Origin of the sequence: Novosphingobium bradum (assembly GCF_042646485.1) — a bacterium.
Taxonomy (GTDB): domain Bacteria; phylum Pseudomonadota; class Alphaproteobacteria; order Sphingomonadales; family Sphingomonadaceae; genus Novosphingobium; species Novosphingobium bradum.
In genome coordinates, this window is the sequence record NZ_JBHRTQ010000007.1 from 543325 (window position 1) to 567651 (window position 24327).

General features: G+C 68.9%; 23 protein-coding genes and 1 tRNA gene. 20 read left to right on the top strand and 4 right to left on the bottom strand.

All coding sequences use genetic code 11. The features are described from left to right. The first annotated feature begins 136 nt into the window (after positions 1-136). The 3 genes from tpiA (at position 137) to ACFOD9_RS08480 (ending at position 3236) form a co-directional block, all read left to right on the top strand. Positions 137-907, top strand: coding sequence for a triose-phosphate isomerase (gene tpiA, locus ACFOD9_RS08470; RefSeq protein ID WP_379509651.1), 771 nt, complete (start codon positions 137-139; stop codon positions 905-907). A 160-nt stretch (positions 908-1067) separates the two neighbouring features. Next, positions 1068-1433, top strand: coding sequence for a preprotein translocase subunit SecG (gene secG / locus ACFOD9_RS08475; RefSeq protein ID WP_379509965.1), 366 nt, complete (start codon positions 1068-1070; stop codon positions 1431-1433). Positions 1434-1604: 171 nt separating this feature from the next. Next, on the top strand, positions 1605-3236 hold the full coding sequence (locus ACFOD9_RS08480) for a CTP synthase (protein ID WP_379509652.1): 1632 nt from the start codon (positions 1605-1607) through the stop codon (positions 3234-3236). 472 nt (positions 3237-3708) lie between these two features. Here the strand turns inward: ACFOD9_RS08480 and ACFOD9_RS08485 are convergent, their stop codons facing one another. After that, positions 3709-4176: an Hsp20 family protein gene (locus tag ACFOD9_RS08485; protein ID WP_379509653.1), complete on the bottom strand. Its 468-nt coding sequence runs from the start codon at positions 4174-4176 to the stop codon at positions 3709-3711. Positions 4177-4388: 212 nt separating this feature from the next. Here ACFOD9_RS08485 and grxC point away from each other — a divergent pair, with 212 nt between their 5' ends. From grxC to ACFOD9_RS08505, 4 genes are all read left to right on the top strand, one after another. Next, on the top strand, positions 4389-4646 hold the full coding sequence (grxC, locus tag ACFOD9_RS08490) for a glutaredoxin 3 (protein ID WP_379509654.1): 258 nt from the start codon (positions 4389-4391) through the stop codon (positions 4644-4646). After that, positions 4643-5485 (top strand): carbon-nitrogen hydrolase family protein, encoded by an 843-nt coding sequence (locus ACFOD9_RS08495; protein WP_379509655.1) that lies wholly within the window; start codon positions 4643-4645, stop codon positions 5483-5485. Before grxC ends, ACFOD9_RS08495 begins: the two co-directional genes overlap by 4 nt. 8 nt (positions 5486-5493) lie before the next feature. After that, the gene (locus tag ACFOD9_RS08500) at positions 5494-6003 is read left to right on the top strand and encodes a DUF1178 family protein (RefSeq protein ID WP_379509656.1); all 510 of its coding nucleotides are present in this window, start codon (positions 5494-5496) and stop codon (positions 6001-6003) included. Between the two features lie 54 nt (positions 6004-6057). Further along, positions 6058-6134: transfer RNA gene (locus tag ACFOD9_RS08505), tRNA-Arg, on the top strand. A gap of 116 nt (positions 6135-6250) precedes the next feature. On the opposite strand, the gene ACFOD9_RS08510 is transcribed toward ACFOD9_RS08505, so the two are convergent. Further along, positions 6251-7021: an enoyl-CoA hydratase/isomerase family protein gene (locus tag ACFOD9_RS08510; RefSeq protein ID WP_379509657.1), complete on the bottom strand. Its 771-nt coding sequence runs from the start codon at positions 7019-7021 to the stop codon at positions 6251-6253. 92 nt (positions 7022-7113) lie between these two features. Continuing rightward, positions 7114-8193, bottom strand: a complete 1080-nt coding sequence (locus tag ACFOD9_RS08515; protein WP_379509658.1) for a Zn-dependent alcohol dehydrogenase — start codon at positions 8191-8193, stop codon at positions 7114-7116. A 170-nt stretch (positions 8194-8363) separates the two neighbouring features. Between ACFOD9_RS08515 and pyrC the strand changes: the two genes are divergently transcribed. From pyrC to ACFOD9_RS08580, 13 genes are all read left to right on the top strand, one after another. Then, a complete protein-coding gene (pyrC, locus tag ACFOD9_RS08520) occupies positions 8364-9407 on the top strand; it encodes a dihydroorotase (RefSeq protein ID WP_379509966.1) in 1044 nt (347 codons plus the stop codon). Between the two features lie 5 nt (positions 9408-9412). Beyond that, complete coding sequence (locus ACFOD9_RS08525) at positions 9413-10147, top strand: DUF2334 domain-containing protein (RefSeq protein WP_379509659.1); 735 nt, start codon at positions 9413-9415, stop codon at positions 10145-10147. A gap of 252 nt (positions 10148-10399) precedes the next feature. Continuing rightward, on the top strand, positions 10400-11371 hold the full coding sequence (locus ACFOD9_RS08530; RefSeq protein WP_379509660.1) for a hypothetical protein: 972 nt from the start codon (positions 10400-10402) through the stop codon (positions 11369-11371). Positions 11372-11398: 27 nt separating this feature from the next. After that, positions 11399-11938: a DUF2141 domain-containing protein gene (locus ACFOD9_RS08535; RefSeq protein WP_379509967.1), complete on the top strand. Its 540-nt coding sequence runs from the start codon at positions 11399-11401 to the stop codon at positions 11936-11938. 22 nt (positions 11939-11960) lie between these two features. After that, the gene (locus ACFOD9_RS08540) at positions 11961-13121 is read left to right on the top strand and encodes a glycosyltransferase (protein WP_379509661.1); all 1161 of its coding nucleotides are present in this window, start codon (positions 11961-11963) and stop codon (positions 13119-13121) included. Positions 13122-13312: 191 nt separating this feature from the next. After that, positions 13313-14509 carry an efflux RND transporter periplasmic adaptor subunit gene (locus ACFOD9_RS08545; RefSeq protein WP_379509662.1) on the top strand — a complete coding sequence of 399 codons (1197 nt, stop codon included), beginning with the start codon at positions 13313-13315 and terminating at the stop codon, positions 14507-14509. Positions 14510-14518: 9 nt separating this feature from the next. Further along, positions 14519-17713: an efflux RND transporter permease subunit gene (locus ACFOD9_RS08550; protein ID WP_379509663.1), complete on the top strand. Its 3195-nt coding sequence runs from the start codon at positions 14519-14521 to the stop codon at positions 17711-17713. Then, positions 17710-19122, top strand: coding sequence for an efflux transporter outer membrane subunit (locus ACFOD9_RS08555; protein WP_379509664.1), 1413 nt, complete (start codon positions 17710-17712; stop codon positions 19120-19122). The genes ACFOD9_RS08550 and ACFOD9_RS08555 overlap by 4 nt, the downstream gene beginning before the upstream one ends. A gap of 80 nt (positions 19123-19202) precedes the next feature. Next, positions 19203-19514: an FtsB family cell division protein gene (locus ACFOD9_RS08560; protein ID WP_379509665.1), complete on the top strand. Its 312-nt coding sequence runs from the start codon at positions 19203-19205 to the stop codon at positions 19512-19514. A gap of 271 nt (positions 19515-19785) precedes the next feature. Further along, positions 19786-20805, top strand: a complete 1020-nt coding sequence (gene pdhA / locus ACFOD9_RS08565; protein ID WP_379509968.1) for a pyruvate dehydrogenase (acetyl-transferring) E1 component subunit alpha — start codon at positions 19786-19788, stop codon at positions 20803-20805. Beyond that, positions 20805-22172 carry a pyruvate dehydrogenase complex E1 component subunit beta gene (locus tag ACFOD9_RS08570; RefSeq protein ID WP_379509666.1) on the top strand — a complete coding sequence of 456 codons (1368 nt, stop codon included), beginning with the start codon at positions 20805-20807 and terminating at the stop codon, positions 22170-22172. The genes pdhA and ACFOD9_RS08570 overlap by 1 nt, the downstream gene beginning before the upstream one ends. Beyond that, on the top strand, positions 22126-22815 hold the full coding sequence (locus ACFOD9_RS08575; protein WP_379509667.1) for a hypothetical protein: 690 nt from the start codon (positions 22126-22128) through the stop codon (positions 22813-22815). The genes ACFOD9_RS08570 and ACFOD9_RS08575 overlap by 47 nt, the downstream gene beginning before the upstream one ends. A gap of 88 nt (positions 22816-22903) precedes the next feature. Then, positions 22904-23443 (top strand): hypothetical protein, encoded by a 540-nt coding sequence (locus ACFOD9_RS08580; RefSeq protein WP_379509668.1) that lies wholly within the window; start codon positions 22904-22906, stop codon positions 23441-23443. 24 nt (positions 23444-23467) lie between these two features. Here ACFOD9_RS08580 and ACFOD9_RS08585 read toward each other — a convergent pair whose 3' ends face one another. After that, the gene (locus ACFOD9_RS08585; RefSeq protein ID WP_379509669.1) at positions 23468-24247 is read right to left on the bottom strand and encodes an outer membrane protein; all 780 of its coding nucleotides are present in this window, start codon (positions 24245-24247) and stop codon (positions 23468-23470) included. Between the last annotated feature and the right edge of the window lie 80 nt (positions 24248-24327).

The following is a 24327-nucleotide window of genomic DNA, read 5'->3' on the forward strand; positions in this document are numbered from 1 at the left end:
ATGGCCTTTCGTTTTTGACATGGCGGCCACGGCTGGACTAGCAGCGCGCCAAGACCGCCGGGCGGGAGTCGCCCCGGGCTGTGCCGGCCGGGGGGTCTGGCGCCGCCAGACCGGCTTGCACACACAGGGAATCGTCATGCCTCACCGGCCCTATATCGTTGGAAACTGGAAGATGAACGGCACCCGGGCGATGCTGCCCGAGGCGCGCGCGATCGACCGCGCGGCCGGGCGCTACCCGGCGGTGCAGGTGGCGCTGGCCCCGCCGTTCACCCTGATCCAGGCCATGGCCGGCGAGGCCCAGGCGATCGGGATCGGCGGGCAGGACTGCCACGTGGCGCTCAAGGGCGCCCATACCGGCGATATCTCGCCCGCGATGCTCGACGATTCGGGGGCGAGCTTCGCCATCCTGGGCCATTCCGAGCGCCGCGCCGACCATGGCGAGACGAGCGAACTGGTCAAGGCCAAGGCCGAGGCCGCGCTGGGCTGCGGGCTGGGGGTGATCGTCTGCGTGGGCGAGACCCTGGCGCAGCGCGATGCCGGCGAGGCCGAGGCCGTGGTCAAGGCCCAGGTCCGGGCCTCGATGCCGGCGGCGGAGCTGGCCGGCGAAATCGCGCCGGGGCGGATTTCGGTGGCCTATGAGCCGGTCTGGGCGATCGGCACCGGCCGGGTGGCCGCGGTGGCCGACGTGGTGGCCATGCATCGCGCGATCCGCGCGACCCTGACCGAGCTTTACGGCGAAGTGGGCCGGGGTGTGCGGATTCTCTACGGCGGCTCGGTCAATGCCGACAATGCCCGCGACCTGCTGGCGGCCGAAGGCGTGGGCGGCGCCCTGGTGGGCGGGGCGAGCCTGACCGCGGAGAGCTTCCTGGCGATCGTTTCGGCGGCGGGGATCGCGGCCGAGGCCTGAGCCGGCCCGGTTTTTCCGACCGGTTTTCGGCCCCGTTTTCTGTCGTTCCGGCACGGGCCGGGCGGCGCGGGAGGACAGGTTCTGTCCTCGTGACTTGCGCCGGGCGGCGCGCGCGCCTAGACGGCCCCCATTCCCTATTACCTGCGTGGGTTTCATGTCGCTGTTCCTTTTTCTCATGGTCGTCCAGGCGATCGTCGCCGCGCTGCTGGTTGGCGTCATCCTGATGCAGAAGTCCGAGGGCGGTGGCCTGGGGACCGGCGGCAGCCCCACCGGCTTCATGTCGGCGCGCGGCGCGGCCGATTTCCTCACCCGCACCACCGCGATCCTGGCGGGCGCCTTCGTGGTGCTCTCGATCGTGCTGGCGGCGCTGGCGGCCAATACCTCGGGCGGGCGCTCGATCGATACCTCGCTCAAGCGCGAGGCGCCGGTCCAGGCGCCGCTCGACCCGCTGGCCCCGGCCCCGAACGCGGCAGCCCCGGCTCAGGCGCCGGCCAACGCGCCGGCTCCGGCTCCGGCGCGGAACTGAAGCTCCGGCCCAACTCGTTCGCCGGCCCGTCCGGCACCTGATTGCAATCGGAAGACCGGCGCGGGGCGCAGCCAGAGGCGCACCCGGATCGGACGACTTGTGGATTTACCCCCGCAAACCGTCTCCGCCCGCTTGCCCGGCTCCCCCCCAACGGATTAAGGCTCGATTCCCATGGCGCGGTTCATTTTCATTACCGGCGGCGTGGTCTCCTCGCTCGGCAAGGGTCTCATGGCGGCAAGCCTCGCGGCGCTGCTCCAGGCGCGCGGCTATCGCGTGCGGATTCGCAAGTTCGACCCCTATCTCAACGTCGATCCGGGCACGATGAGCCCCTATCAGCACGGCGAGGTCTTCGTGACCGACGACGGCGCCGAGACCGACCTTGACCTGGGCCACTACGAGCGGTTCACGGGGGTTTCGGCGCGCCAGTCCGACAACATCACCAGCGGGCGGATCTACCAGCAGATCATCGCCAAGGAGCGGCGCGGCGACTACCTGGGCGCCACGGTCCAGGTGATCCCGCACGTGACCGACGCGATCAAGGAATTCGCCGTGGCCGAGGTCGACGACCTCGACTTCGTGCTCTGCGAGATCGGCGGCACGGTGGGCGACATCGAAAGCCTGCCGTTCATCGAGGCCTTGCGCCAGCTTCGCAACGAACTGGGCCGCGAGCAGACCTGTTCGGTCCACGTGACCCTGGTGCCCTATATCGCGGCGGCTGGCGAGCTGAAGACCAAGCCGACCCAGCATTCGGTGCGCGAGCTGACCGCGCTGGGCGTGCAGCCGGACCTGCTGCTGTGCCGCTGCGAGAAGCCGATCCCGGATGGCGAGCGTGCCAAGATCGCGCTGTTCTGCAATGTCCGCAAGGAAGCGGTGATTCCGGCGCTCGATGCCTCGAGCATCTATTCGGTGCCGCTCCAGTATCATGCCGAGGGGCTGGACAACGAGGTGCTGCGCCACTTCGGCCTGACCGCCCCGGCGCCGGAGCTGGCCCGCTGGGAGGACATCGTCGATCGCTTCCAGAACCCGGAAGGCGAAGTGACGATCGGCGTGGTCGGCAAGTATGTCGGCCTGCAGGACGCCTACAAGAGCCTCAACGAGGCGCTGGTCCATGGCGGCATGGCCCACCGGGTCAAGGTCAACATCCGCTGGCTCGACGCCGAACTGTTCGAGGAGGACGATCGCACCATCGCCGCCCATCTCGAACCGATGCACGGCATTCTGGTGCCCGGCGGATTCGGCGAGCGCGGGACCGAGGGCAAGATCGCCTCGGTGCGTTTCGCCCGCGAGCACAAGGTGCCGTTCCTGGGCATTTGTCTGGGGATGCAGATGGCCTGCATCGAGGGTGCGCGCAACACGGCGGGGATTGCCGGGGCCAGTTCCACCGAATTCGGCCCGACCGACGAGCCGGTGGTGGGTATCATCACCGAATGGATGACCGCCGAGGGGCTGGAGACGCGGGCCGAGGGCGGGGACCTGGGCGGCACCATGCGGCTGGGCGCCTATCCGGCCAAGCTGGCTGGCAACAGCCACGTGGCGAGCATCTACGGCACGACCGAGATCAGCGAGCGCCACCGCCACCGCTACGAGGTGAACTGCGGCTACCGCGAGGCACTGGAGCAGGGCGGGCTGGTCTTTTCGGGGATGTCGCCCGATGGCCTGCTGCCTGAGATCGTTGAGCGCCCGGACCATCCGTGGTTCGTGGGCGTGCAGTTTCATCCCGAGCTCAAGAGCCGGCCGTTCGATCCGCATCCGCTGTTCGCCGGCTTCATCGGGGCGGCGCTGCTCCAGGCCCGGCTGGTCTGATCGGCGCGGGCAATTGACAGTATTGTCAAGTATTTGCCGCGCAAGGCTAAGCAAATCCCGGTAATCGCTGGGCAATCCTTCGGCAAGGTCTGTGTCCGATAGGGAGCGGGCTGAGCTGCAAATGTAAATTCACGTGGAGATGGTTGAAAAGGGCTTGCCAAGCAGGCTTAGCAACGCCAATCCCTGCGCCAACGACAGCCGATGCAATCGGTTTTACCGCCCGGGACAGGTCGCCTTGAAGTTCCGGTGCAATGCAAATAGTCGAACGGGAACGGCAGGCCCTGTTCGGGAGGCCCATTATGGGGCCATCGATCTTGGCTTGTCCTCGATCGATCGTCTTATGCGACCCGGACGATCGTGAAGGGACCGGGCGGCGCGCAAGCGTCGCGGGGGCGGGTCCTCCCAGACCCGCCCCCGAATATTTTCCAGCCGGCTGCCATGCCGGCCAGGGCTTTCTTCAGATCGCGCCGGATCAGGCCGCTTCGCTGTGCGGCGGGGTGGCGACCACGCTCAGCGGCTGCTGGGCGTTCACGGCGATCTTGCGCGGCTTCATCGCCTCGGGCACTTCGCGCACCAGATCGATCGCCAGCAGGCCATCCTCGAGGCCGGCATTGTCCACCCGCACGAAATCGGCCAGCTCGAAGCGCCGCTCGAAGCCGCGCTGGGCGATGCCGACGTGGAGGAACTGGCCGGCGGGCTGTTCCTCGGCCTTGCGGCCCTGGACCACGAGCAGGTTCTGCTGCGCGGTGATTTCGAGATCGGCCGGCTTGAACCCGGCGACGGCGAGCGTGATGCGATAGGCATCCTCGCCCCGGCGCTCGATGTTGAAGGGGGGGTAATTGTCGCCGGTGCCGGCCCGCGAGGAATTCTCGAGCAGGTCGAACAGGCGGTCGAAGCCGACCGTGCTGCGGCGGTAGGGCGTGAAATCAAGACGGTTCATGGCAAAAATCCTCAGGTGAGCAATTTCAGGCCTGCCGCGACCCGATCGGCATCGCGGCAGCGCATCATGCCCGCTTCGCCCTCGTTCGCGACGGGCTGGCCGGTGCATGACACGGCTGGGGAGATATGGTAGCCGAGCCGCGTTTCAAGACCCGGGCGGGCAGGTTCCCGCCGGGCCAGGATCGGCTCCCGCGGCGGGAGCGAAGGAGCACGATGGCCAAGGTGGAAATCTATACCCAGTGGGGCTGCCCCTACTGCGTTCGGGCCAAGTCCCTGCTCGATGGCAAGCAGGTGGCCTATACCGAATATGACGTGACCATGGACACCAGGAAGCGGACCGAAATGGCCACGCGCAATCCCGGCGCGCGCACCGTTCCGCAGGTGTTCATCGATGATGTGGCCTATGGCGGGTGCGACGATATCCATGCGCTGGACCGGGCCGGCAAGCTCGATCCCCTGCTGGCGGCTTGAGCGCCGTGGCAACGCGGGTTGCCCTGTTGCAGATGACCAGCGGGATCGATCCCGCCGGCAATGCCGCCCGCGTGGCCGCCGCGGCGCGCGAGGCCGCGGATGGCGGCGCGGCGATGCTGTTCACGCCCGAGATGACCAACATCATTGACCGGGACCGCCAGCGGGCGGCGCGGGCGATCGTGGGCGAAGACGACGATCGGGTGCTGGCGGCCGCGCGCGAGGCCGCGCAAGGCTGCGGCCTGTGGATCGCGCTGGGCTCGCTGGCGATCGACCGGGGCGATGGGCGCTATGCCAACCGCGCCTTCGTGATCGATCCGGCCGGCGCGATCCGGGCGCGCTATGACAAGATCCATATGTTCGACGTTGACCTGGCCACCGGCGAATCCTGGCGTGAATCCAGTGCCTATGCCCCGGGCGAGGACCTGGCGGTGGTGGAGCATACGCCGGTCGGCCGGCTGGGCTTGGCGATCTGCTATGACCTGCGGTTTCCCGCGCTGTTCGAGGCGCTGGGGCAGCGCCGGTGCGATGTGATCGCCATTCCCGCCGCCTTCACCGTGCCCACCGGCCAGGCCCACTGGCACCTGCTCCAGCGCGCCCGGGCGGTGGAGGCGAGCGCCTATGTCATCGCCGCAGCCCAGGTTGGCCGGCACGAGGACGGGCGCGAAACCTGGGGGCACAGCCTGGTGATCGATCCGTGGGGCGAGGTCCTGCTCGACATGGGCGGGGCCGACGATGGTGGCCGGGCGGGGCTGGGCTTTGCCGAAATCGACCTTGCGCGTGTGGCCGAGGTTCGCACCCAGTTGCCGAGCCTTGCCAATCGCCGGCCGATCGCCACATAGGCTGGCGCATGATTGTCTACGATCTCGAATGCCGCGCAGGGGGGCACCGGTTCGAGGGCTGGTTTGGCTCCTCGACCGATTTCGAGCAGCAGCGCGAGCGCGGGCTGCTGTCATGCCCGGTCTGCGGCGCGGCGGACGTTGCCAAGGCGGTGATGGCCCCGGCCGTGCCGCGCAAGGGCAACCAGATGCCGGTGCAGGCGCGCGAGAGCCGGGGCGAGGGCGGTTCGTCCGCACCCCCGCAGCCCAAGACGCCGGTCGCCACGGGCGCCCCCAGCCTGCCGCCGCAGGCCGCCGCCCTGCTGCGCGCCTATGCCGCCGCCCAGGCCGAGGCCTTGAAGGCGTCGAAATGGGTGGGCGACGATTTCCCCGAGCAGGCCCGCGCCATGCATTATGGCGAGGAGGACCAGGCCCCGATCCACGGCCAGGCCACCGCCGATGAGGCGCGCGAGCTGATCGAGGAAGGCATCGCGGTGGCCCCGGTGCTGTTCCCGGTGGTGCCGCCCGACAAGGCGAATTAGCGCCGCGTTTGCCCCCGTTGCCATGCCCGGCGGTCGTGCCTATGAGGGCCGCGGGCGTCCGTAGCTCAGCAGGATAGAGCACCAGATTCCTAATCTGGGGGCCATGGGTTCGAATCCCGTCGGGCGCACCATTCCCCTATTGCCCTCAAACGCCGGGCGGTCGCATCCGCGACCTTGGCTTGCCACGCACAAGCTCGGGCGGCCAGCCGGCCTTGCGAACCCTGACGGGATCGCCGGCCCGGTGCGGTTATTCGCCAGTATAGCTGGGCTTGCGCTTTTCCTTGAAGGCGCTGCTGCCTTCGCGGAAATCGCGGCTTTCGAGCATCAGTGCCTGCATCGACTTCTCGAATTCCAGCGCCTGGTCATAGGTCTGCACCGGGGCGGCGTCGAACTGGCGCTTGGCCATGGTGAGCGCGAGGGTGGGCGCCTGGGCCAGCGACTGGGCGAGTTCGAGGGCACGGGGCAGGACATCATCGGCCGGCAGGGCTTCGAGCGCGAGGCCGAGATCGACCGCTTCCTGGCCCGAGACGAAGCGGCCCGAATACATGATTTCCTTGGCGCGCTGGAGCGGGAGATAGCGGGTCAGCAGGAAGGCCGCGCCGCCATCGGGGGCGAGGCCGATGTGGCGGAAGGCGAACTGGAACCGCGCGTCGGCGGCAGTGATGACCATGTCGGAGGCGAGCGCCAGCGACCAGCTCACCCCGATGCACACGCCGCGCACCGCCGCGATCACCGGCTTGCCGGTGCCGGCCACGCCGCGCGCCATGCGGTGGAGCATTCCCACCCGGTAGAGCGAGCGGCCGATCCCGCCTTCGCCCATTTCCGACACGTCGGCCCCGGCGCTGAAATCGCCGCCGCCGCCGGTGAGCACGATGGCGCGCACGGCCGGATCATCGTCGGCCGCCCGGAAGGCGCTTTCGATCTCGGCGCGCATGGCCAGGGTGATCGCGTTCTTGCGTTCGGGGCGATCGATGGTGATGAGCGCCACCGCGCCCTGGTGTTCGATGGTGATCGGCATGGCGGCTGGCTCCTTTTCCTTGGCCGCGCTTATCGATCCGGCGCGCGCCAAGTCAACGCCGCGTTCCCGAGCAGGGAGCGCGGCGATGCCCATCAGAAGCTGGTGATCACCGAGCGCACGACCTCGCCGCGCTTCATCGCATCGAACGCCTCGTTGACCTCGCCAAGGCTGATCCGGCGCGAGACCATCGAGCCGACGTCGAGCCGGCCGGCCTCGGCCAGGGCCACCAGACGCGGCATATCGCGCTGGACCTGGGCCGAGCCATAGGCCGAGCCGAGCAGGCGCTTGCCGGTGAGGTGGATGCCATTGGCCGGCAGGGCCAGTTCGAGCGAGGGGGAGAGCGAGCCGACCATGGTTGCCGTGCCGCCATTGCAGGCCGCGTCATAGGTCTGGCGCATGGTGGCCGGCGTGCTGATCACCTCGAAGGTATATTCGGCGCCCCGGCCGCGGGTGATCTCGCGGATCCGGGCGACCGGGTCTTCGGCGGTGGGATCGATCGCGTGGGTGGCGCCCATCGCCAGGGCCATCTCGCGCTTGGAGGCGAAGGGATCGACCGCGATCAGTTCGGCCGCGCCGGCGATGCGCGCGCCTTGCAGCACGGCAAGGCCGACCCCGCCGCAGCCGAAGATCGCCACGCTGGCCCCGGGTTCGACCCGCGCGGTCCACAGCGCCGATCCGACCCCGGTGGTGATGCCGCAGCCGATCAGGGCGAGCTGTTCATCGGGCAGGTCCGTCTCCACCTTGACCACGTTGGTTTCGTGGACGGTCATCAGCGGGGCCATGGTGCCAAGGCCCGAAAGCGCGGCGATCAGCCGGCCATCGTACATCAGCTTGGGCTTCTCGACCTTGCCGTTGGTTTCGCACAGGTGCGAGCGGCCACTCAGGCATTGCCAGCAGATCCCGCAGGCCGGAACGAAAGTGCAGATCACCCGGTCGCCCGGGGCCACGCGGCGGACGGCGGAGCCGACCTCGATCACCCGGCCGGCGCCTTCGTGGCCGAGCACGAGCGGGATGGTCATGGCCGGATACTGGCCGCTGGCGATCGAATAGTCGGAATGGCAGATGCCGCTGGCGCCGACCTCGATTCGCACTTCGCAAGGGGAGACGGGCTGGGGTTCGACCTCGCGCAGTTGCACCGGCGCGCCGAATTCCTCGATGATGACGGCCTTCATCCTGCTCTCCCGATCTTTTCTGGCGGCGCTTTTCCTGCCGCCTGATCCCTGGCTCCTAGCAGCCCGGGGCGCCGCGGAAAACCGCGCCGGGCATCGGGGCGGCGATGGAGGTTTGGCCTTTGGCGGCGTCCTGCGCTAAGGGCGCGCGCATGAGTGCCGAAACGCCTGCCATGCCCGCCCAGCTTGTCATCCGCCGCCCGGACGACTGGCACGTTCACCTGCGCGACGGCGCGATGCTGGCCGACGTGGTGGGCCATACCGCGCGCCAGTTTGCCCGCGCCATCGTCATGCCCAACCTGGCGCCGCCGGTGACCACCACGGCCGGGGCGGCCGCCTACCGCGACCGGATCATGGCCGCCCTGCCCAAGGGCAGCGATTTTGGCCCGTTGATGGCGCTTTATCTTACCGACGGAACCGATCCCGCTGACCTGGAGCAGGGTTTCGCGCTGGGCATCCTGACGGCGGCCAAGCTCTATCCCGCCCACGCCACGACCAATTCGGCCCACGGCGTGACCGATGTCCGCAACATCTATCCCGTGCTCGACCGGATGCAGGAGATCGGGATGCCGTTCCTCGTCCACGGCGAGGTGACCGATGGCGAGATCGACATCTTCGACCGCGAGGCGGTGTTCATCGAGCGGGTGCTGGGGCCGGTGCTGAAGGACTTCCCGGCGCTGAAGGTGGTGTTCGAGCACATCACCACCCGCGAGGCGGTGCAGTTCGTGGAGAGCGCCGGGCCGAACGTGGGCGCGACGATCACCCCGCACCACCTGATGATCAACCGCAACGCGCTGTTCGCCGGCGGCATCCGGCCCCATGCCTATTGCCTGCCGGTGGCCAAGCGCGAAGTGCACCGCCTGGCCCTGCGCGCGGCGGCGACAGGGGGGAGCGCGAAGTTCTTCCTCGGCACCGATACCGCGCCGCACCAGGTTGCCGCCAAGGAATCGGCCTGCGGCTGCGCGGGCATCTTCTGCGCGCCCCATGCGCTGGAAAGCTATGCCACCGTGTTCGAGGAGGAGGGTGCGCTCGACCGGCTGGAGGCCTTTGCCTCGGAAAACGGGCCAAGGTTCTATGGCCTGCCGCTCAACGAGGGCCGGGTGCGGCTGGAGCGGGCCGAATGCCTGGTGCCCGAGCGGATCGCCGCCGATGGCGGGGCGGTGGTGCCCTGGCTGGCCGGCGAGACGCTGCGCTGGCATTTCGCCGGGGCGGCCTGATCTTCGTGGACAAGCTGCTGCTCGCCTCGATCCACGATGTGGGGCCGCGCTTCGAGAGCGAGGTGGACCGGCTGGTGGACCTGCTCGGCGGCGTGCTGGGCGAGGGGCGTTTTGCCATGCTGGTGGTGCCCGATCACTGGGGGCTGGCGCCGCTGGGCGAAGCGGCGGCCTTCCGGGCGCGGCTGCGCGGCTGGGCCGATCAGGGTGTGGAGATGTTCGTCCACGGCTGGTTCCACAAGGACATGGCCGACCATTCGGGCCTCACCAGCTTCAAGGCGCGGCACATGACCGCCGGGGAAGGGGAGTTCCTGGGTCTGTCGCAGGACGAGGCCGCCCGGCGCATGGCCGATGGCCGGGCGCTGATCGAGGATGCGATCGGGCGCGCGAGCGCCGGGTTCATCGCCCCGGCCTGGCTTTACGGGCCGGGCGCGCTGGCGGCGCTGGCAGCCAGCGATTTCCCCCTGGCCGAGGATCACATGAAGGTCTGGGATCCGCGCAGCGGCGCGGTTCTGGCACGTGGGCCGGTGGTGACCTGGGCGAGCCGCTCGGTGCCGCGCCAGTTGAGTTCGCTGGCGGTCGCCGCGCTGGCGCGCACGGCGTTTCATGGGCTGTCGGTGGCGCGGATCGCGGTTCATCCCGGTGATACCACGGTGCCGGCCCTGGTGGATTCGATCGGCCGGACCTTCGCCAGCTTCGCCCGCCGCCGCCCGGCCGCGCGCTACGCCGATCTGCGACGCTGAGGATTTTCCTTTTCCGCCAAGTCCATGGCTGGTCAGCCGGGGATGAACTCGCGGCAACCTTGGGGCTACATCGCTGATTGCCGCTTGCACAACGCCCCCCGGGCACTAAAGACCGGCGCTGTAATTCGCTGCACGCGAGCCAGCAACGCGCCCGATGCCGGAGGGGATTGTCGGCAAGGGCAGGTCGGACGGGGTACGGCCGCGGGTCTCGTCACCGGGTTATGTGGCGCAGCAAGCGTGGCACATCGGGATATGCAGACCATCGAACCCGCTCTTCATGACAGTCCGGGCTATCCCGAGGGCTTTTCGCCCGGCGAATTCGCCGCATCGGCCGCGGCCGCCGGCGAAGGTGCCGGCCCGTCGGCCAGCCGGGGAATGTTCGGCCTGGTGGGCGTGGTGCTCTCGGCGGTCGTGGTCTTTGCCGCGGCCTTTGCCTACCGCGACCTCAGGCTGGACACGGTCAGCGCCATGCTGCCGCGCACGGCGCTGTTCTGGGTGGTCTACCTGGTGTTCTATATGCAGGCGCCGCTGCTGGAATGGGTGATCTTCCGCCGGCTCTGGGACATTCCCTTCCTGTCGGGCGTGGCCGCGCTGGTCCGCAAGCAGGTCAGCAACGAGCTGGTGCTGGGCTATCTGGGCGAGGCCCAGTTCTACGCCTGGGCGCGGGCGCGCGGGACCATGGCGGCGGCGCCCTTCGGCGCGGTCAAGGACGTGGCGATCCTTTCGGCGCTGACCGGCAATGGCGTCACCCTGGTCATGCTGGTCTTCGCCTGGCCGCTGATCGCCTCGGGCCAGCTTGGCCTGCCGACGCGCGAGGTGTTCCTCTCGCTGGGCGTGGTGCTGCTCACCTCCTGCGCGATCCTGCTGTTCCGCAAGAAGCTGTTTTCGCTGGATCGGCGCGAGCTGTGGTTCATCACCGGGCTGCACGTGATCCGCACCGTGCTGTTCATCCTGTTTTCAGCCCTGCTCTGGCACCTCGTCCTGCACCAGGTCTCGCTGGGACTGTGGCTGGTGCTGGCAACCTTGCGGATGCTGGTATCGCGTCTTCCCTTCCTGCCGAACAAGGATATCGTGTTTGCCGGGATCGCAGTTTTCCTGCTTGGCCATGATCTGGAGATCGCCGCCCTGATGACCCTGATGGCCGCCATCACGCTGGGCAGCCACGTGGTCGCCGGCGTGGTTTCGGGACTGGCCGGGCTGGTCGAGACGCGAAGGAGGGCTTGAGTGAAGAGGATGTTCGCAAAAGGGCTCATGGCCCCGGGTGCGGCGGCAGTCCTGGCGGGGCTGGTGCCGCTGGCCCCGGCCGGGGCGATCATTCCGTCCACTCCGGATCTCGGCAAGGCAGAGGGGCGCTGCCGCTCGGGCGAGGCCGGGCCGGCCCTGCTGGTGCGGATCGACGGGCTGAAGGACCACAACGGCAACCTCAAGCTCGAGGTCTATCCGGCCAACGACAAGGATTTCCTCCAGGACGACAATATCCTGGTTGCGGAAGGCAAGGTCTTCCGCCGGGTGGAGCAGCCGGTGGGAGCGGGCAATCCGGTGGAGCTGTGCGTCCGCATTCCCGGGCCGGGCACCTATGCCGTTTCGGTGCTGCATGACCGCGACGGCAACCGCAAGTTCGGGCTTTCGGTCGACGGGATCGGCTTTTCCGGCAATCCCCGGCTGGGGGTGAGCAAGCCCAAGGCGTCGCGGGCCAGCGTGGTGGTCACCGCCGCCGGGCTTTCGCGCATCACCGTGGTGATGAACTACCGCTCGGGGCTGATGTCCTTCGCGCCGTTGCACAAGAAGTGAGCGGCCTCTAAGGGCGGTCTCCATGAAGATCGTCGATGTCTGCGCGTTCCTTTCGCCGCATGGCGGGGGCGTCAAGACCTACATCGAGCAGAAGCTCGCCATCGGTCCCCGGCTGGGCCACGAGATCGTGGTGATCGCGCCGGGCGACCATGACGAGGTGATCGGCCATGGGCCGGGCGCGCGGGTGGTCAAGCTGGCCAGCCCGCGCTTTCCGCTTGATCGCAAGTACTGGTATTTCGACGACGAGCCGCGCCTCCATGCCGCCATCTCGGCCGAGGCGCCCGATTTCCTCGAGGCCAGCTCACCCTGGCGCAGCGCCTCAATGGTCGGGCGCTGGCCGGGCGCGGCGCCGCGCGCGCTGATCATGCACGCCGACCCGCTTTCGGCCTATGCCTATCGCTGGTTTGGCGGGGTGCTCAGCCGCGAGACGATCGACCGGCGGTTCGAGCGCTTCTGGGAGCACCTGCGCGATCTCGGCCAGGCCTTCGATACCGTGGTCTGCGCCAGCCGCGAATTGCAGGAGCGGCTGCTCGAGGGCGGGGTGGCCAATGCCGTGCTCCACCCGATGGGGATCGAGGCCGGCCTGTTCGGGCCGGAGCGGCGCAGTGCGGCCGTGCGGCGCGACCTGCTGGCCCTGTGCGACCTGCCCGAAGAGGCCCATCTCCTGATCAGCGTGGGGCGACTTGCGCCGGAAAAGCGCCTGCCGATGGTGGTCGATGCGGTGGAGGCGGCAAGCCACAGCCTGCCGCTGGGCCTGATCGTGCTGGGGGCGGGCAGCCAGAAGCGGCGCCTGCTGGCCCAGATCGCCGGCAACCCGCACATCCGCCTGCTTTCGCCCGAGCGCAACCGGGTGAAATTCGCCACCCTGCTCGCCAGCGCCGACGCGCTGATCCACGGCTGCGAGGCCGAGACCTTCTGCATGGCCGCCGCCGAGGCGCGGGCCAGCGGCATTCCGGTGATCGTGCCCGATCGCGGCGGCGCGGCCGACCATGCCGGCGGCGGGGCCGGGGTGCGCTATGCCGCGGGCAATGCCCAGGCCGCCGCCCAGGCGATCCTTGACCTGTTCGCCGGCGCGGTGCCGCTGAGCAGCGAGCCGGTGCCGGTGGTGACCATGGCCGAGCATTTCACCCGCCTTTTCGCCGATTACGAACGGATTGCCAGCGCCGCCCGGCGTGCCGCATGATCCGTGCCCCTGGGCGGGGCAAGGGGGCGGGGCGTGTCGCAAAGTGTCGCCGGCGCCAAACAAGCTGTTTCCAAACCAGACGAATGGCGCTTAGAGGACTGCCGCGGGCATCATCCGGCGCAAGGGCCGATGATCCTGAATAACCGTGGGGGATGAAGGGTTTGCAGCCTTCGATCGGAAAAATGCCGGGGATGCGGGCAGCCGGCGGGCGGCGGACCGCCGGGCTGATTGCCGCTGCCGCGCTGGCGCTGCTGGCGGGGTGCGGCAAGGGCGGGGACGAGCACAAGCGCCCCGATCCGACCGTTGGCTATGTTGTTGTCCAGCCTGCCGCGGTGCCGGTGCAGACCCAGCTTGGCGGGCGCACGGTTGCCTTTGCCACGTCCGAGGTGCGCCCGCAGGTGAGCGGGGTGATCCGCGCCCGGCTGTTCGCCGAGGGCGGCACGGTGCGGCAGGGCGAGCCGCTGTTCCAGATCGATTCCAGCCTCTACCGCGCCGCGGTCAACCAGGCGAGCGCCAACCTCGAAGCGGCCCGCGCCGGGGCCGAGGCTGCCACGGTCAAGGCCGAGCGGTTCCGTCCGCTGGCCGACATGGAAGCGATCTCGCGCCAGCAATATACCGATGCCCTGGCCCAGGCGCGCCAGGCCCGCGCGGCTGTCGCCCAGACCGGGGCGGCGCTGGAAACGGCGCGGATCAACCTGCGCTACACCACGGTGCCGGCGCCGATTTCCGGGCGGATCGGCCGTTCGCTGTTCACCACCGGCGCTCTGGTCAACGCCAACCAGGCCGATGCCCTGGCGGTGATCCAGCAAGTCGATCCGATCTATGTCGATGTCCAGCAATCGAGCGCGGAGCTGCTTGCGCTCAAGCGTGCGCTGGCCGGCGGCGGGGTGAGCGCGGGGAGCGCCACGGTCCACCTCGCGCTGGAGGATGGCAGCGAATATCCCCTGGCCGGGATCGTCCAGTTTTCCGAGATGATGGTCAACGAGGCGACCGGGACCATCACCCTGCGCGCGCGCTTTCCCAATCCCGAAGGCCTGCTGCTGCCGGGGATGTTCGTCCAGGCGCGGTTCGACCAGGCGGTGAACCCGGCGGCCTATATCCTGCCCGATTCCGCGCTGATGCGCGATATCGGCGGCGATGCCTTCGTCTTCGTGGTGGCGAAGGGCAACAAGGCCGAGCGCCGCAAGGTGACCGCCGACCGCACGCTCAACGCCGACTGGGTGGTGACCGCCGGGCTGAACCCGGGTGACCGGGTGATCGTCCAGGGCGTGGCCGCGCTCAAGCATGGCATGACGGTCAAGCCGGTGCCGGCCTCCAGCCCCGAGCGCCTGAAGCCGCCGACAAGCGCTGGTGGGGCCGGCGCGGCTGGCGCGGCCGGTCGCGGCTGAGCGGCGGCGATGTCGCGGATCTTCATCGACCGGCCGATCTTCGCCTGGGTCCTGGCGATCGTGGTGATGATGGCGGGGCTGGGCGCCGTGCTGTCGCTGCCGGTCTCGCAATATCCCGACATCGCGCCGGTCCAGGTAAATGTCCGCGCCAGCTATCCGGGCGCTTCGGCCCAGACGCTGGAAACCAGCATCACCCAGCCGCTGGAACAGGCGCTCACCGGGCTTGACGGGCTGCTCTACTTCTCGTCGCAATCCAGCTCACGCGGGCTGGTGACGATCACCGCGATCTTCGCCAAGGGCACCAATCCCGATACCGCGCAGGTCCAGGTCCAGAACAAGGTGGCCACCGCCCTTTCGCGCCTGCCCCAGCAGGTGCAGCAGCAGGGGGTCCGGGTCACCAAGTCGGCCGCCGACCAGTTGCTGCTGCTGTCGGTCTATGACGTGACCGACCAGCGTTCCAATCGCGACGTGGCCGATTACCTGTCCTCCAACCTCCAGGACCCGCTCTCGCGCGTGGCAGGCGTGGGCGATGTCACCGTGTTCGGCTCGCCCCATGCCATGCGGATCTGGCTCAATCCGCAGCGCCTCGCCGCCGCTTCGCTGATGCCGGGCGACGTGGTCAACGCGATTACCGCCCAGAACACCGAGGTGGCCGCCGGCGAGGTGGGCGGGATGCCCTCTCCGCCGGGGCAGATGCTCAATGCCACGCTCACCGCCAGTTCGCGGCTCCAGACCGCCGACCAGTTCGGCGCGATCATCCTCAAGACCCTGCCCGATGGTTCCAGCGTGCGGATCAAGGACGTGGCGCGGGTGGAACTGGGCGCGGAAAACTACAGCGCCGTGGGCCGCTACGATCGTCATCCGGCCGCCGGCCTGTCGATCTCGCTGGCACCGGGCGCCGACGCGCTGCGGACCGCCGAACTGGTCAAGGCCAAGGTGATCGAGCTGTCGAAGGAGATGCCCGACGGCCTCAGGGTCGACTATGTCTCGGACACGACGACCTTCATCAAGCTCTCGGTCCACGAGGTGGTGGTCTCGCTGCTCGAGGCGATCGCCCTGGTGGTGGTGGTGATGTTCGTGTTCCTGCAAAGCTGGCGGGCGACGCTGGTTCCGGCCATCGCGGTGCCGGTGGTGCTGCTGGGCACTTTCGCGATCCTCTATCTCGCCGGCTACACCATCAACACCATGACCCTGTTCGGCCTCGCCCTGGCGATCGGCCTCCTGGTCGACGATGCGATCGTGGTGGTCGAGAACGTCGAGCGGCTGATGCACGAGAACCCGGGCATGACCGCGCGCGAGGCGACCATCCAGTCGATGCGCGAGATCCAGGTGGCGCTGGTGGCGATTGCCCTGGTGCTGTCGGCGGTGTTCCTGCCGATGGCTTTCTTCGGCGGATCGACCGGGGTGATCTATCGCCAATTCTCGCTCACCATCATCTCGGCCATGGTGCTTTCGGTGCTGGTGGCGCTGATCCTCAGTCCGGCGCTGACCAGCACCCTGCTGCGCCCGCCCGTGGCCGAGGGCGAGGGCGAGCCATCGGCGCTGGCCGCGCGTCTGCCGGCGGTTCATGCGCGCGTGGGACGCGGGCTGGGCTGGTTCAACCGCACCCTGCGCGAGGGCACCGCGCGCTATGTCGGCGCCATCGGCACGGTGGTGGGCGCCAAGTGGCGGTACCTCGGCATCTACGGACTGGTCGTGCTGGTGCTGGTGGTGCTGTTCACGCGCCTGCCCGGCGGGTTCCTGCCGACCGAGGACCAGGGCGTGCTGATGCTCCAGGGACGGCTTCCGGCCGGCGCAACCACCGAGCGCTCACTCGCTACGGCGCGATCGATCGAGGACTATTTCGTCGGCAAGGAGAAGGCCACTGCCGGCATCTTCACCCTGGTCGGCGGAGGCGCCGCCGGGCCGAGCGGGCAGAACACCGTCCAGGGCTTCCTCAATCTCAAGCCGTGGGAGGATCGCCCGGGCAAGGAGGGCGGGGTCGAGGCGATCGCCCAGCGTGCCACCAAGGCCTTCGGCGGCCTGCGCGATGCCCAGGTCTTCGTGCTGGTGCCGCCGGTGGTGCGCGGGCTGGGAGCAAGCAACGGCTTCACCATGGAATTCCTCAACACCAGCGGGATGGATCGCGCCGCCTTCCTCGCCGCGCGCGATCGCCTGTTGCAGGATGCCGCCGCCGACCGCCGGCTCCAGGGCGTGCGCGCCACTGACCTGCCCGACCAGCCGACGCTCAGCATTGCGGTCGATCCGCCCCGGATGACCGCCTACGGGATCAGTCCCGCCGATGCCAACACCACCCTGGCGACCGCCTGGGGCGGCCGCTACGTGAACGATTTCGTCGATCAGGGCCGGGTCAAGCGGGTCTTCGTCCAGGGCGATGCCCAGTATCGCGCGCGGCCCGAGGACCTGGGCCAGTGGTACGTGCGGACCGGCAATGGCGCCATGGCGCCGTTTTCCGCCTTCTCGAAGCTGGGCTGGGCGACCGCGCCCAATTCGCTCTCGCGCTTCAATGGCGTTCCGGCCTTCGAGATCCAGGGCCAGGCTGCGCCGGGGGTAAGCTCGGGCCAGGCGATGGACGCGATCCAGCAAATCGCCGCCCGCTTGCCCGGCACCGACGTGGACTGGGCCGGCGCCTCCTATGAGGAGCGCCTGAGTTCGGGCCGCGCGCCCTTGCTCTATGCACTGTCTCTGGTCGTGGTGTTCCTGTGCCTGGCCGCGCTTTACGAGAGCTGGTCGATCCCGGTGGCGGTGGTTCTGGTCATCCCGCTGGGCCTCATCGGCGCGGTTCTGGCGGTGACCCTGCGTGGGCTTCAGAACGACATCTATCTCCAGATCGGCCTGCTCACCACCATGGGCCTGGCCGCCAAGAACGCGATCCTGATGATCGAATTCGCCGAACAGGCCGAGCGCAAGGGCGCGCGGGTGATCGATGCCGCGCTGGCCGCCGCCCGCATCCGCCTGCGCCCGATCCTGATGACCAGCTTCTCGTTCATCTTCGGGGTCATGCCACTGGCGCTGGCCAGCGGGGCCGGGGCCAACAGCCGGGTGGCCATCGGCACGGCGGTGATCGGCGGAATGCTCAGCGCGACCCTGCTGGCGATCTTCTACATCCCGCTGTTCTTCGTGCTGGTGCGGCGCGGGGTGCGCGATGGGCTGCGCGCGCTCAAGCGGCGGTTCGGCAGCGGCCGGCCGGAGGCGGCTGCATGAGGCGGGCGGTTCCCTTCGTGCTGGCCCCCGTGCTGGCCCCCGTGCTGGCCCTGGCCTTGGCCGGCTGTTCGCTGGCGCCGAAATACGTACGTGAGGCGCGACCGGTGCCCGATTCCTGGCCGGTGGGCGATGCCTACCTGGCGCGCACCGAGGCGGCCCTGCCGGTGGTCAGCTACCGCGAGGTGTTCACCGACGCGCGGCTTCAGGCGCTGGTCGGCCAGGCACTGGCCAACAACAGCGACCTCAGGGTGGCCGCCGCCAACCTGGCAGCGGCGCGTGCCCGGGTTGACGTGCAGCGCGGGGCGCAGCTGCCCCAGGTTGGCGTGGGCGCCGGGGCCACCCGCCGCTCGACCGAGGCCGGCGGGCCGGTTACGGCGTGGACCGCCTCGGGCGGGATCAGCGCCTTCGAGCTCGACCTGTTCGGTCGCCTCGCCAATGCGACCCGCGCCGAACAGGAGACGGCGCTCGCCTCCGAGGCCTCGGCGCGGACCGTGCGGCTGGGGCTGGTCGCCGATCTGGCCAATGCCTGGGCCGATCACGCCGCCGACGCCGAACTGTTGCGAATCGCGCAGCAGACCGCCGTGGCCGCGCGCCGCTCGGTCGCGCTCAACCGGGCCTTGTTGCGCGGCGGGGTGGCCGCGCGGAGCGACGTGGGCCAGGCCGAACAGGTGCTGGCGACCGCCGAGGCCGACCTCGCCGCCCAGACCACCGCGCTGGCCCAGGATCGCAACCTGGTCGAGCTGCTGGTCGGCGCGCCGGTCGATCCGGCGCTGCTGCCGGGTGATCTCGCCTCGGTCGGCGCCTCGGTGCGCTCGGTTCCGGCGGGGACCAGCTCGGACGTGCTGCTGCGCCGGCCCGACGTGATCGCGGCCGAATACCGCCTGCGCGCGGCCAATGCCGATGTTGGCGTGGCCCGGGCCGAGCTGTTCCCGCGCCTTTCGCTGACCGCGCTGGTCGGGCTTGCCGCCAATTCGTTCGAGGGGCTGTTCAAACCCGGCGCGCTGACCAGCACGCTGGGGGGCAATGCCGGTTATGCCCTGTTCTCTGGCGGGAGCGCGCGGGCCAATGTCCGGGTGAGCCAGGCCCAGCGCGAGACCGCGCTCGCCACCTGGGAGAAGGCGGTGCAGACCGCGTTCCGCGAAGTGGCCGATGCCCTGGCCCGGCAGGGGACCATGGCCGACGAGCTGGCGGCGGTGGAACGCCGCACGGCGGCAGCGGCCGACACCGCCCTGCTGGTGGAGGCGCGCTATCGCGGCGGGGTCGCCTCGTCGCTGGAAAGCCTCGATGCCCAGCGCAGCCTCTATACCGCGCAGCGTGCCGAGGTGGCCTCGCGGCTGGCGAGCGTGCGGAGCCGGATCACCCTCTACCGCGTGCTGGGCGGCGATCAACTGGCGCCTGGCACGCCCTGATCGCAGCGGGATCGGGGGTTGGTTGCGATTTCGTGTTGAAATCGCTTGTCAGCAGGATGGTGTTGTGATTCTGTGACAACATGAAGCGCAGCCGCTCCGAACCGAAATTTGCCCGTGACCGGGTCAGCATGGGCGTGGCCATCGCCGCCCTGGTGCTGATGGCGGGTTGGTGCGTGGCCGGCCCCAGCGGCCTCCTGGCGTGGAGCGAAAACCTGCGTACGCTCGACCAGCGGCAGAAGCAGGTGGAGCAGCTCACCCTCAAGCGCGACGAGCTGAAGAATCGCGTCGCCCTGCTCGATCCGCGCCATGCCGATCCCGATCTGGCCGGCGAACTGCTCCGCAGCAATCTCAACGTCGTCCACCCTGACGAGATGGTGATGATGCTGAGGTAACCGCGCCATGCGGCGCACTGGGCCTCTGCTGCGGTGCGGGATTGAATGTTGCGCGCGCTGATAACAAAATACGTATGGAGGATTTCCCTGTTCGGCGGGAATTCTCTATAGACCCCGCATAGTCAGCCCAGCCTCCGGGGGAAATTTGAACTTGGCCAAGCCCGCATCCAAGGCCGCCGCGCCGCGCAAGACCGCTGCCGCGCCGGCCACCGCAAAGCCCGCGAAGAGCACCGCCCAGCAAGGCGGCCGGCCCGAGGCGGAGGATGATTCGCTGCCGGCCTTGCGCGCCCTGCAGGACAATTTCGAGGCGACGAAGCGCTACGACGCCAGCGAGGCCGAACTGCTGCGCTTCTACGAACAGATGCTGCTGATCCGCCGCTTCGAGGAACGCGCCGGCCAGCTCTATGGCCTGGGCCTGATCGGCGGGTTCTGCCACCTCTACATCGGCCAGGAAGCCGTGGCGGTGGGCCTGCAATCAGCGCTCAACGAAGGGCATGACAGCGTCATCACCGGCTACCGCGATCACGGCCATATGCTGGCCTACGGGATCGATCCCAAGGTGATCATGGCCGAACTGACCGGCCGCGCCGCCGGGATCAGCCACGGCAAGGGCGGCTCGATGCATATGTTCAGCACCGAGCACAAGTTCTACGGCGGCCACGGCATCGTCGGCGCCCAGGTGCCGCTTGGCGCGGGGCTGGCCTTCGCGCACAAGTATCGTGAGGACGGCGGCGTGTGCCTCGCTTATTTCGGCGATGGCGCGGCCAACCAGGGCCAGGTCTATGAAACCTTCAACATGGCCGCCTTGTGGAACCTGCCGATTGTCTTCGTCGTGGAGAACAACGGCTATGCCATGGGCACGGCGGTGACCCGCGGTTCGGCGGAAACCCATTTCCACCGTCGGGGCACGGCCTTCCGCATTCCCGGTATCAACGTCAACGGCATGGACGTGCTGGAAGTGCGCGCCGCGGCCGAAGTGGCGCTGGCCCATGTGCGCGGCGGCAACGGGCCGGTGCTGATGGAACTGCACACCTATCGCTATCGCGGGCACTCGATGTCGGACCCGGCGAAATACCGCACCCGCGAGGAAGTTCAGGAAATGCGCGAGAAGCACGATCCGATCGAAGCCGCCAAGGCCGAGCTGATGGCGCGCGGCGTGGCCGAGGACCGGCTCAAGGAGATCGACAAGCGCATCCGCGCGCAGGTTTCGCAAGCGGCCGACTTTGCCGAGAATTCGCCCGAGCCGGCTCCGTCCGAACTCTACACCGACGTCCTGGTGGAGCGCTACTGATGGGAATCGAACTCAAGATGCCCGCGCTTTCTCCCACGATGGAAGAAGGCACGCTGGCCCGCTGGCTGGTCAAGGAAGGCGACACGATCCGTTCGGGCGACATCATCGCCGAGATCGAGACCGACAAGGCGACCATGGAATTCGAGGCGGTTGACGAAGGCACGCTGGAGAAGATTCTCGTGCCCGAAGGCACCGCCGGGGTGAAGGTCGGCACGGTGATCGCGGCCATGGCCGGCGAGGACGCGCCGGTTTCTGCCGCACCCGCTGCCGCCGTGATCGAGGAGCCGGCTCCGGCTCCGGCTCCGGTCGCGGTGCCCGTCATTGCCGTGCAGCCGGTTGTCGTCGCCGCGCCGGTGGCCGATCCGGCCATTCCCGCGGGCACCAACATGAAGTCTGTCACCGTGCGCGAGGCCTTGCGCGATGCCATGGCCGAGGAAATGCGCCGCGATGGCCGGGTCTTCGTGATGGGCGAGGAAGTGGCCCAGTATCAAGGCGCCTACAAGGTCACCCAAGGCCTGCTCGATGAATTCGGCCCCAGGCGGGTGATCGACACGCCGATCACCGAATATGGCTTTGCCGGCATCGGCACCGGGGCGGCGATGGGCGGGCTTCGCCCCATCGTCGAATTCATGACTTTCAACTTTGCCATGCAGGCGATCGATCACCTGATCAATTCGGCCGCCAAGACCAATTATATGTCTGGCGGACAGATGCGCTGCCCGATCGTGTTCCGCGGGCCGAACGGGGCCGCGTCGCGCGTTGGCGCGCAGCACAGCCAGAACTATGCGCCGTGGTATGCCAGCGTGCCCGGCCTGGTGGTGATCGCGCCCTATGATTCCTCGGATGCCAAGGGGTTGCTCAAGGCCGCGATCCGCAGCGAGGATCCGGTGATCTTCCTCGAGAACGAACTGGTCTATGGCCGCTCCTTCGAGCTGCCCGAACTCGACGATCACGTCCTGCCGATCGGCAAGGCCCGGGTCGTACGCGAAGGGCGCGATGTCACCATCGTATCCTATTCGATCGGCGTGGGCCTGGCGCTGGAAGCAGCCGAGCAGCTCGCCGGCGAGGGGATCGAGGCCGAAGTGCTCGACCTCAGAACCCTGCGTCCGCTCGACAAGGAGGCTGTTCTGGCCAGCCTGCGAAAGACCAACCGCATGGTCGTCGCAGAGGAAGGCTTCCCGGTCTGCTCGATCGCCTCGGAGATCATCACGATCTGCATGGCCGAAGGGTTCGACGATCTCGATGCCCCGGTCCTGCGCGTCTGCGACGAGGACGTGCCGCTGCCCTATGCGGCCAACCTCGAAAAGGCGGCGCTGATCGATGCCGACAGGATCGCCAGGGCCGTCCGGCAGGTCTGCTATCGCTGAGGACGCGGAAGGTACGGGCGATCCGGCCGCCGCGCTGGACCCGCTGGCGCGGCTGGCTCTGGCCTATGCGCCGCCGCGCGCGCGCGATGGCTGGCTGACCCTGCTGGCGCTCGACGCGCGGCTGGCGGGCGTGGTCCGCACCGCGCGCGAACCGATCCTCGCCCAGTTGAAGCTGGCCTGGTGGCGTGACCGGCTCGCCGCCGATCCGGCCGGCTGGCCCCGGGGCGAGCCGTTGCTGGCGCGGCTGGCCGGCTGGCGCGACCCGGCGGGCCTTGTGCCGCTGGTCGATGGCTGGGAAGCCCTGCTGGGCGAGCCGCCGCTGGACAAGGCGGCCTTCGCCCGCTTCGCCGAGGGGCGCGCGGCGGCGCTGGCCGGTCTGGCCCGGCATCTCGGCAGCGCGGAGCATGGCATTGCCGGCATGGCGCGCGAATGGTCGCTGGCGCAGCTTGCGCTTGATCCCGCCCATGGCGCTGCCGGCCGCTTGCCGGGCGATGGCCCGCTCGCCCCGATCGATCGCGCCATGCGTCCGCTGGCGGTGCTGGCCGGGGTGACCCTGCGCGCGGCGCGGCGGGGCGATGCGGCGCGGCTCTACAGCCCCGGCGCCTGGTTCGCGGCCGTCCGACTGGGCCTGCTCGGCCGCTGAACACCGCGCCAGGGCCAAGAGCGGTGTGGCCCGCCAATCGATTTCCGGTTAACACCCCGCCTTAGGTATATTTGCGGGGGTGTGGGTGATGAACCGGACTGTTCTGGGGGCATTCGGGGCGCTGATACTGGTCGCGGCGGGCCTGTTCTGGTGGCAGGGGCGCGCGGCGATCGATCCGGGCAAGCTGCCGGTCCTGGCCCTGGCCGGGCCGGCCGGCGGCGACCTGGCACTGCCCTCGGCCGACGGGCGGGGTCTCAGCGGGCCGGCCCTGCCCGAGGCCAGCGAGGCCACGCGCGAGCAGCGCCGCTTCGACCGGCTCGACCGCAACCGCGATGGCCGGATCAGCCGGGTGGAAATGCTCACCCCCCGCGCCGCGGCCTTCCGCAAGCTCGATGTCGACGGCAACAACCTGCTGACCTTCGACGAATGGGCGGTTCGCAGTTCCAACCGCTTCAAGGGGGCCGATGTCAATGGCGACGGCCAGCTTGACCGGACCGAGTTTGCCGCGACCAAGCCCCGACCGCACGCGAGGCCAGCCTGCAAATGCGCGCCGGGCACAACGAAAACGCCGGCTCCGCCACGGGGCGGGGCCGGCGCTGACGATGGCGACGAGGATCAGGCACCCTGATCCCCGCCGGGCAGGATCACCTGCTCAGAAGTGGTAGCTGACGCCGGCGCGGACGAGGTGGACGCGCAGGTTCTGGTTCATGGTTTCGGTGTAGGCCGGAACCGTGTTGAGGCTGTTGGGCAGGTAGGCCGTGGCGTAGGTGATCGTGCCCTGGTCGGTATAGTCATACTGGGCGCGGATCGAGAACCGCGAGCTGAGGCGCTGCTCCAGGCCGACGCCGACGATCACGCCGTTGCGGGTCTTCTGGTTTTCGCCCAGCTTACGGTAGCTGCCGTTGGCGAGCAGGCCCAGGCCATTGAGATCGGTGCCGGTGATGCCCGCGCTCTGATAGGAATCGACCCAGGCCCAGCCGGCGGCGACATAGGCCAGCGTGCCGCCCATGGCGACGCCGAGGCGCGCCTTGAGCGCGACCAGGTTCTTGGGATCGACCGAATTGGTGAAGGTGTAGTTCTGGGTGGCGCTGTAGGTGACCAGGCCGCTCGACCGGACGGCGCTGCCGCCAAGGGTCGTCGCTTCCAGTTCGGCGCCCAGGACCACGTCGCCGGTCTGGTAGTTGTAGCCGATGTGCGCGCCGATCGCGCCGTTGTGGGTGGTCTGCTTGGTCGACAGGTTGCTGGTCACCTGAGCGGCCTGGGCCGCCGGCATAAGGGTCCACTGGCCGCCCAGGCTCGCCTCCGAACGCGAGGAGGCGCTGCTGTAACCTGCTGAAATGCCGCCATAAGCCCCGGTCCAGCTACCATCATCAGCAAGCGCCGGCGTGGCCACGGCCATGCTTGCCAGTGACGCGAGAACAAACTTCCTCATGAATTCCTCCCTGTTCGGTGTGGGACTTCGCGGGTCGCGGCAAAGTCACGCGAATTTACTCTATTAATTTATTATCCAAC

What these genes read in the sequence shown, in the direction of transcription:
- ACFOD9_RS08540 (WP_379509661.1), top strand. Translation starts at nt 11,961, where the DNA reads ATGAAGATCGTCGATGTCTGCGCGTTCCTTTCGCCGCATGGCGGGGGC.
- ACFOD9_RS08500 (WP_379509656.1), top strand. Translation starts at nt 5,494, where the DNA reads ATGATTGTCTACGATCTCGAATGCCGCGCAGGGGGGCACCGGTTCGAG.
- ACFOD9_RS08580 (WP_379509668.1), top strand. Translation starts at nt 22,904, where the DNA reads ATGAACCGGACTGTTCTGGGGGCATTCGGGGCGCTGATACTGGTCGCG.
- ACFOD9_RS08545 (WP_379509662.1), top strand. Translation starts at nt 13,313, where the DNA reads ATGCGGGCAGCCGGCGGGCGGCGGACCGCCGGGCTGATTGCCGCTGCC.
- grxC (WP_379509654.1), top strand. Translation starts at nt 4,389, where the DNA reads ATGGCCAAGGTGGAAATCTATACCCAGTGGGGCTGCCCCTACTGCGTT.
- ACFOD9_RS08535 (WP_379509967.1), top strand. Translation starts at nt 11,399, where the DNA reads ATGGCCCCGGGTGCGGCGGCAGTCCTGGCGGGGCTGGTGCCGCTGGCC.
- ACFOD9_RS08555 (WP_379509664.1), top strand. Translation starts at nt 17,710, where the DNA reads ATGAGGCGGGCGGTTCCCTTCGTGCTGGCCCCCGTGCTGGCCCCCGTG.
- ACFOD9_RS08515 (WP_379509658.1), bottom strand. Translation starts at nt 8,193, where the DNA reads ATGAAGGCCGTCATCATCGAGGAATTCGGCGCGCCGGTGCAACTGCGC.
- ACFOD9_RS08510 (WP_379509657.1), bottom strand. Translation starts at nt 7,021, where the DNA reads ATGCCGATCACCATCGAACACCAGGGCGCGGTGGCGCTCATCACCATC.
- pyrC (WP_379509966.1), top strand. Translation starts at nt 8,364, where the DNA reads ATGCCCGCCCAGCTTGTCATCCGCCGCCCGGACGACTGGCACGTTCAC.
- ACFOD9_RS08530 (WP_379509660.1), top strand. Translation starts at nt 10,400, where the DNA reads ATGCAGACCATCGAACCCGCTCTTCATGACAGTCCGGGCTATCCCGAG.
- ACFOD9_RS08480 (WP_379509652.1), top strand. Translation starts at nt 1,605, where the DNA reads ATGGCGCGGTTCATTTTCATTACCGGCGGCGTGGTCTCCTCGCTCGGC.
- tpiA (WP_379509651.1), top strand. Translation starts at nt 137, where the DNA reads ATGCCTCACCGGCCCTATATCGTTGGAAACTGGAAGATGAACGGCACC.
- ACFOD9_RS08570 (WP_379509666.1), top strand. Translation starts at nt 20,805, where the DNA reads ATGGGAATCGAACTCAAGATGCCCGCGCTTTCTCCCACGATGGAAGAA.
- ACFOD9_RS08575 (WP_379509667.1), top strand. Translation starts at nt 22,126, where the DNA reads ATGCCGACAGGATCGCCAGGGCCGTCCGGCAGGTCTGCTATCGCTGAG.
- ACFOD9_RS08485 (WP_379509653.1), bottom strand. Translation starts at nt 4,176, where the DNA reads ATGAACCGTCTTGATTTCACGCCCTACCGCCGCAGCACGGTCGGCTTC.
- ACFOD9_RS08560 (WP_379509665.1), top strand. Translation starts at nt 19,203, where the DNA reads ATGAAGCGCAGCCGCTCCGAACCGAAATTTGCCCGTGACCGGGTCAGC.
- ACFOD9_RS08550 (WP_379509663.1), top strand. Translation starts at nt 14,519, where the DNA reads ATGTCGCGGATCTTCATCGACCGGCCGATCTTCGCCTGGGTCCTGGCG.
- ACFOD9_RS08585 (WP_379509669.1), bottom strand. Translation starts at nt 24,247, where the DNA reads ATGAGGAAGTTTGTTCTCGCGTCACTGGCAAGCATGGCCGTGGCCACG.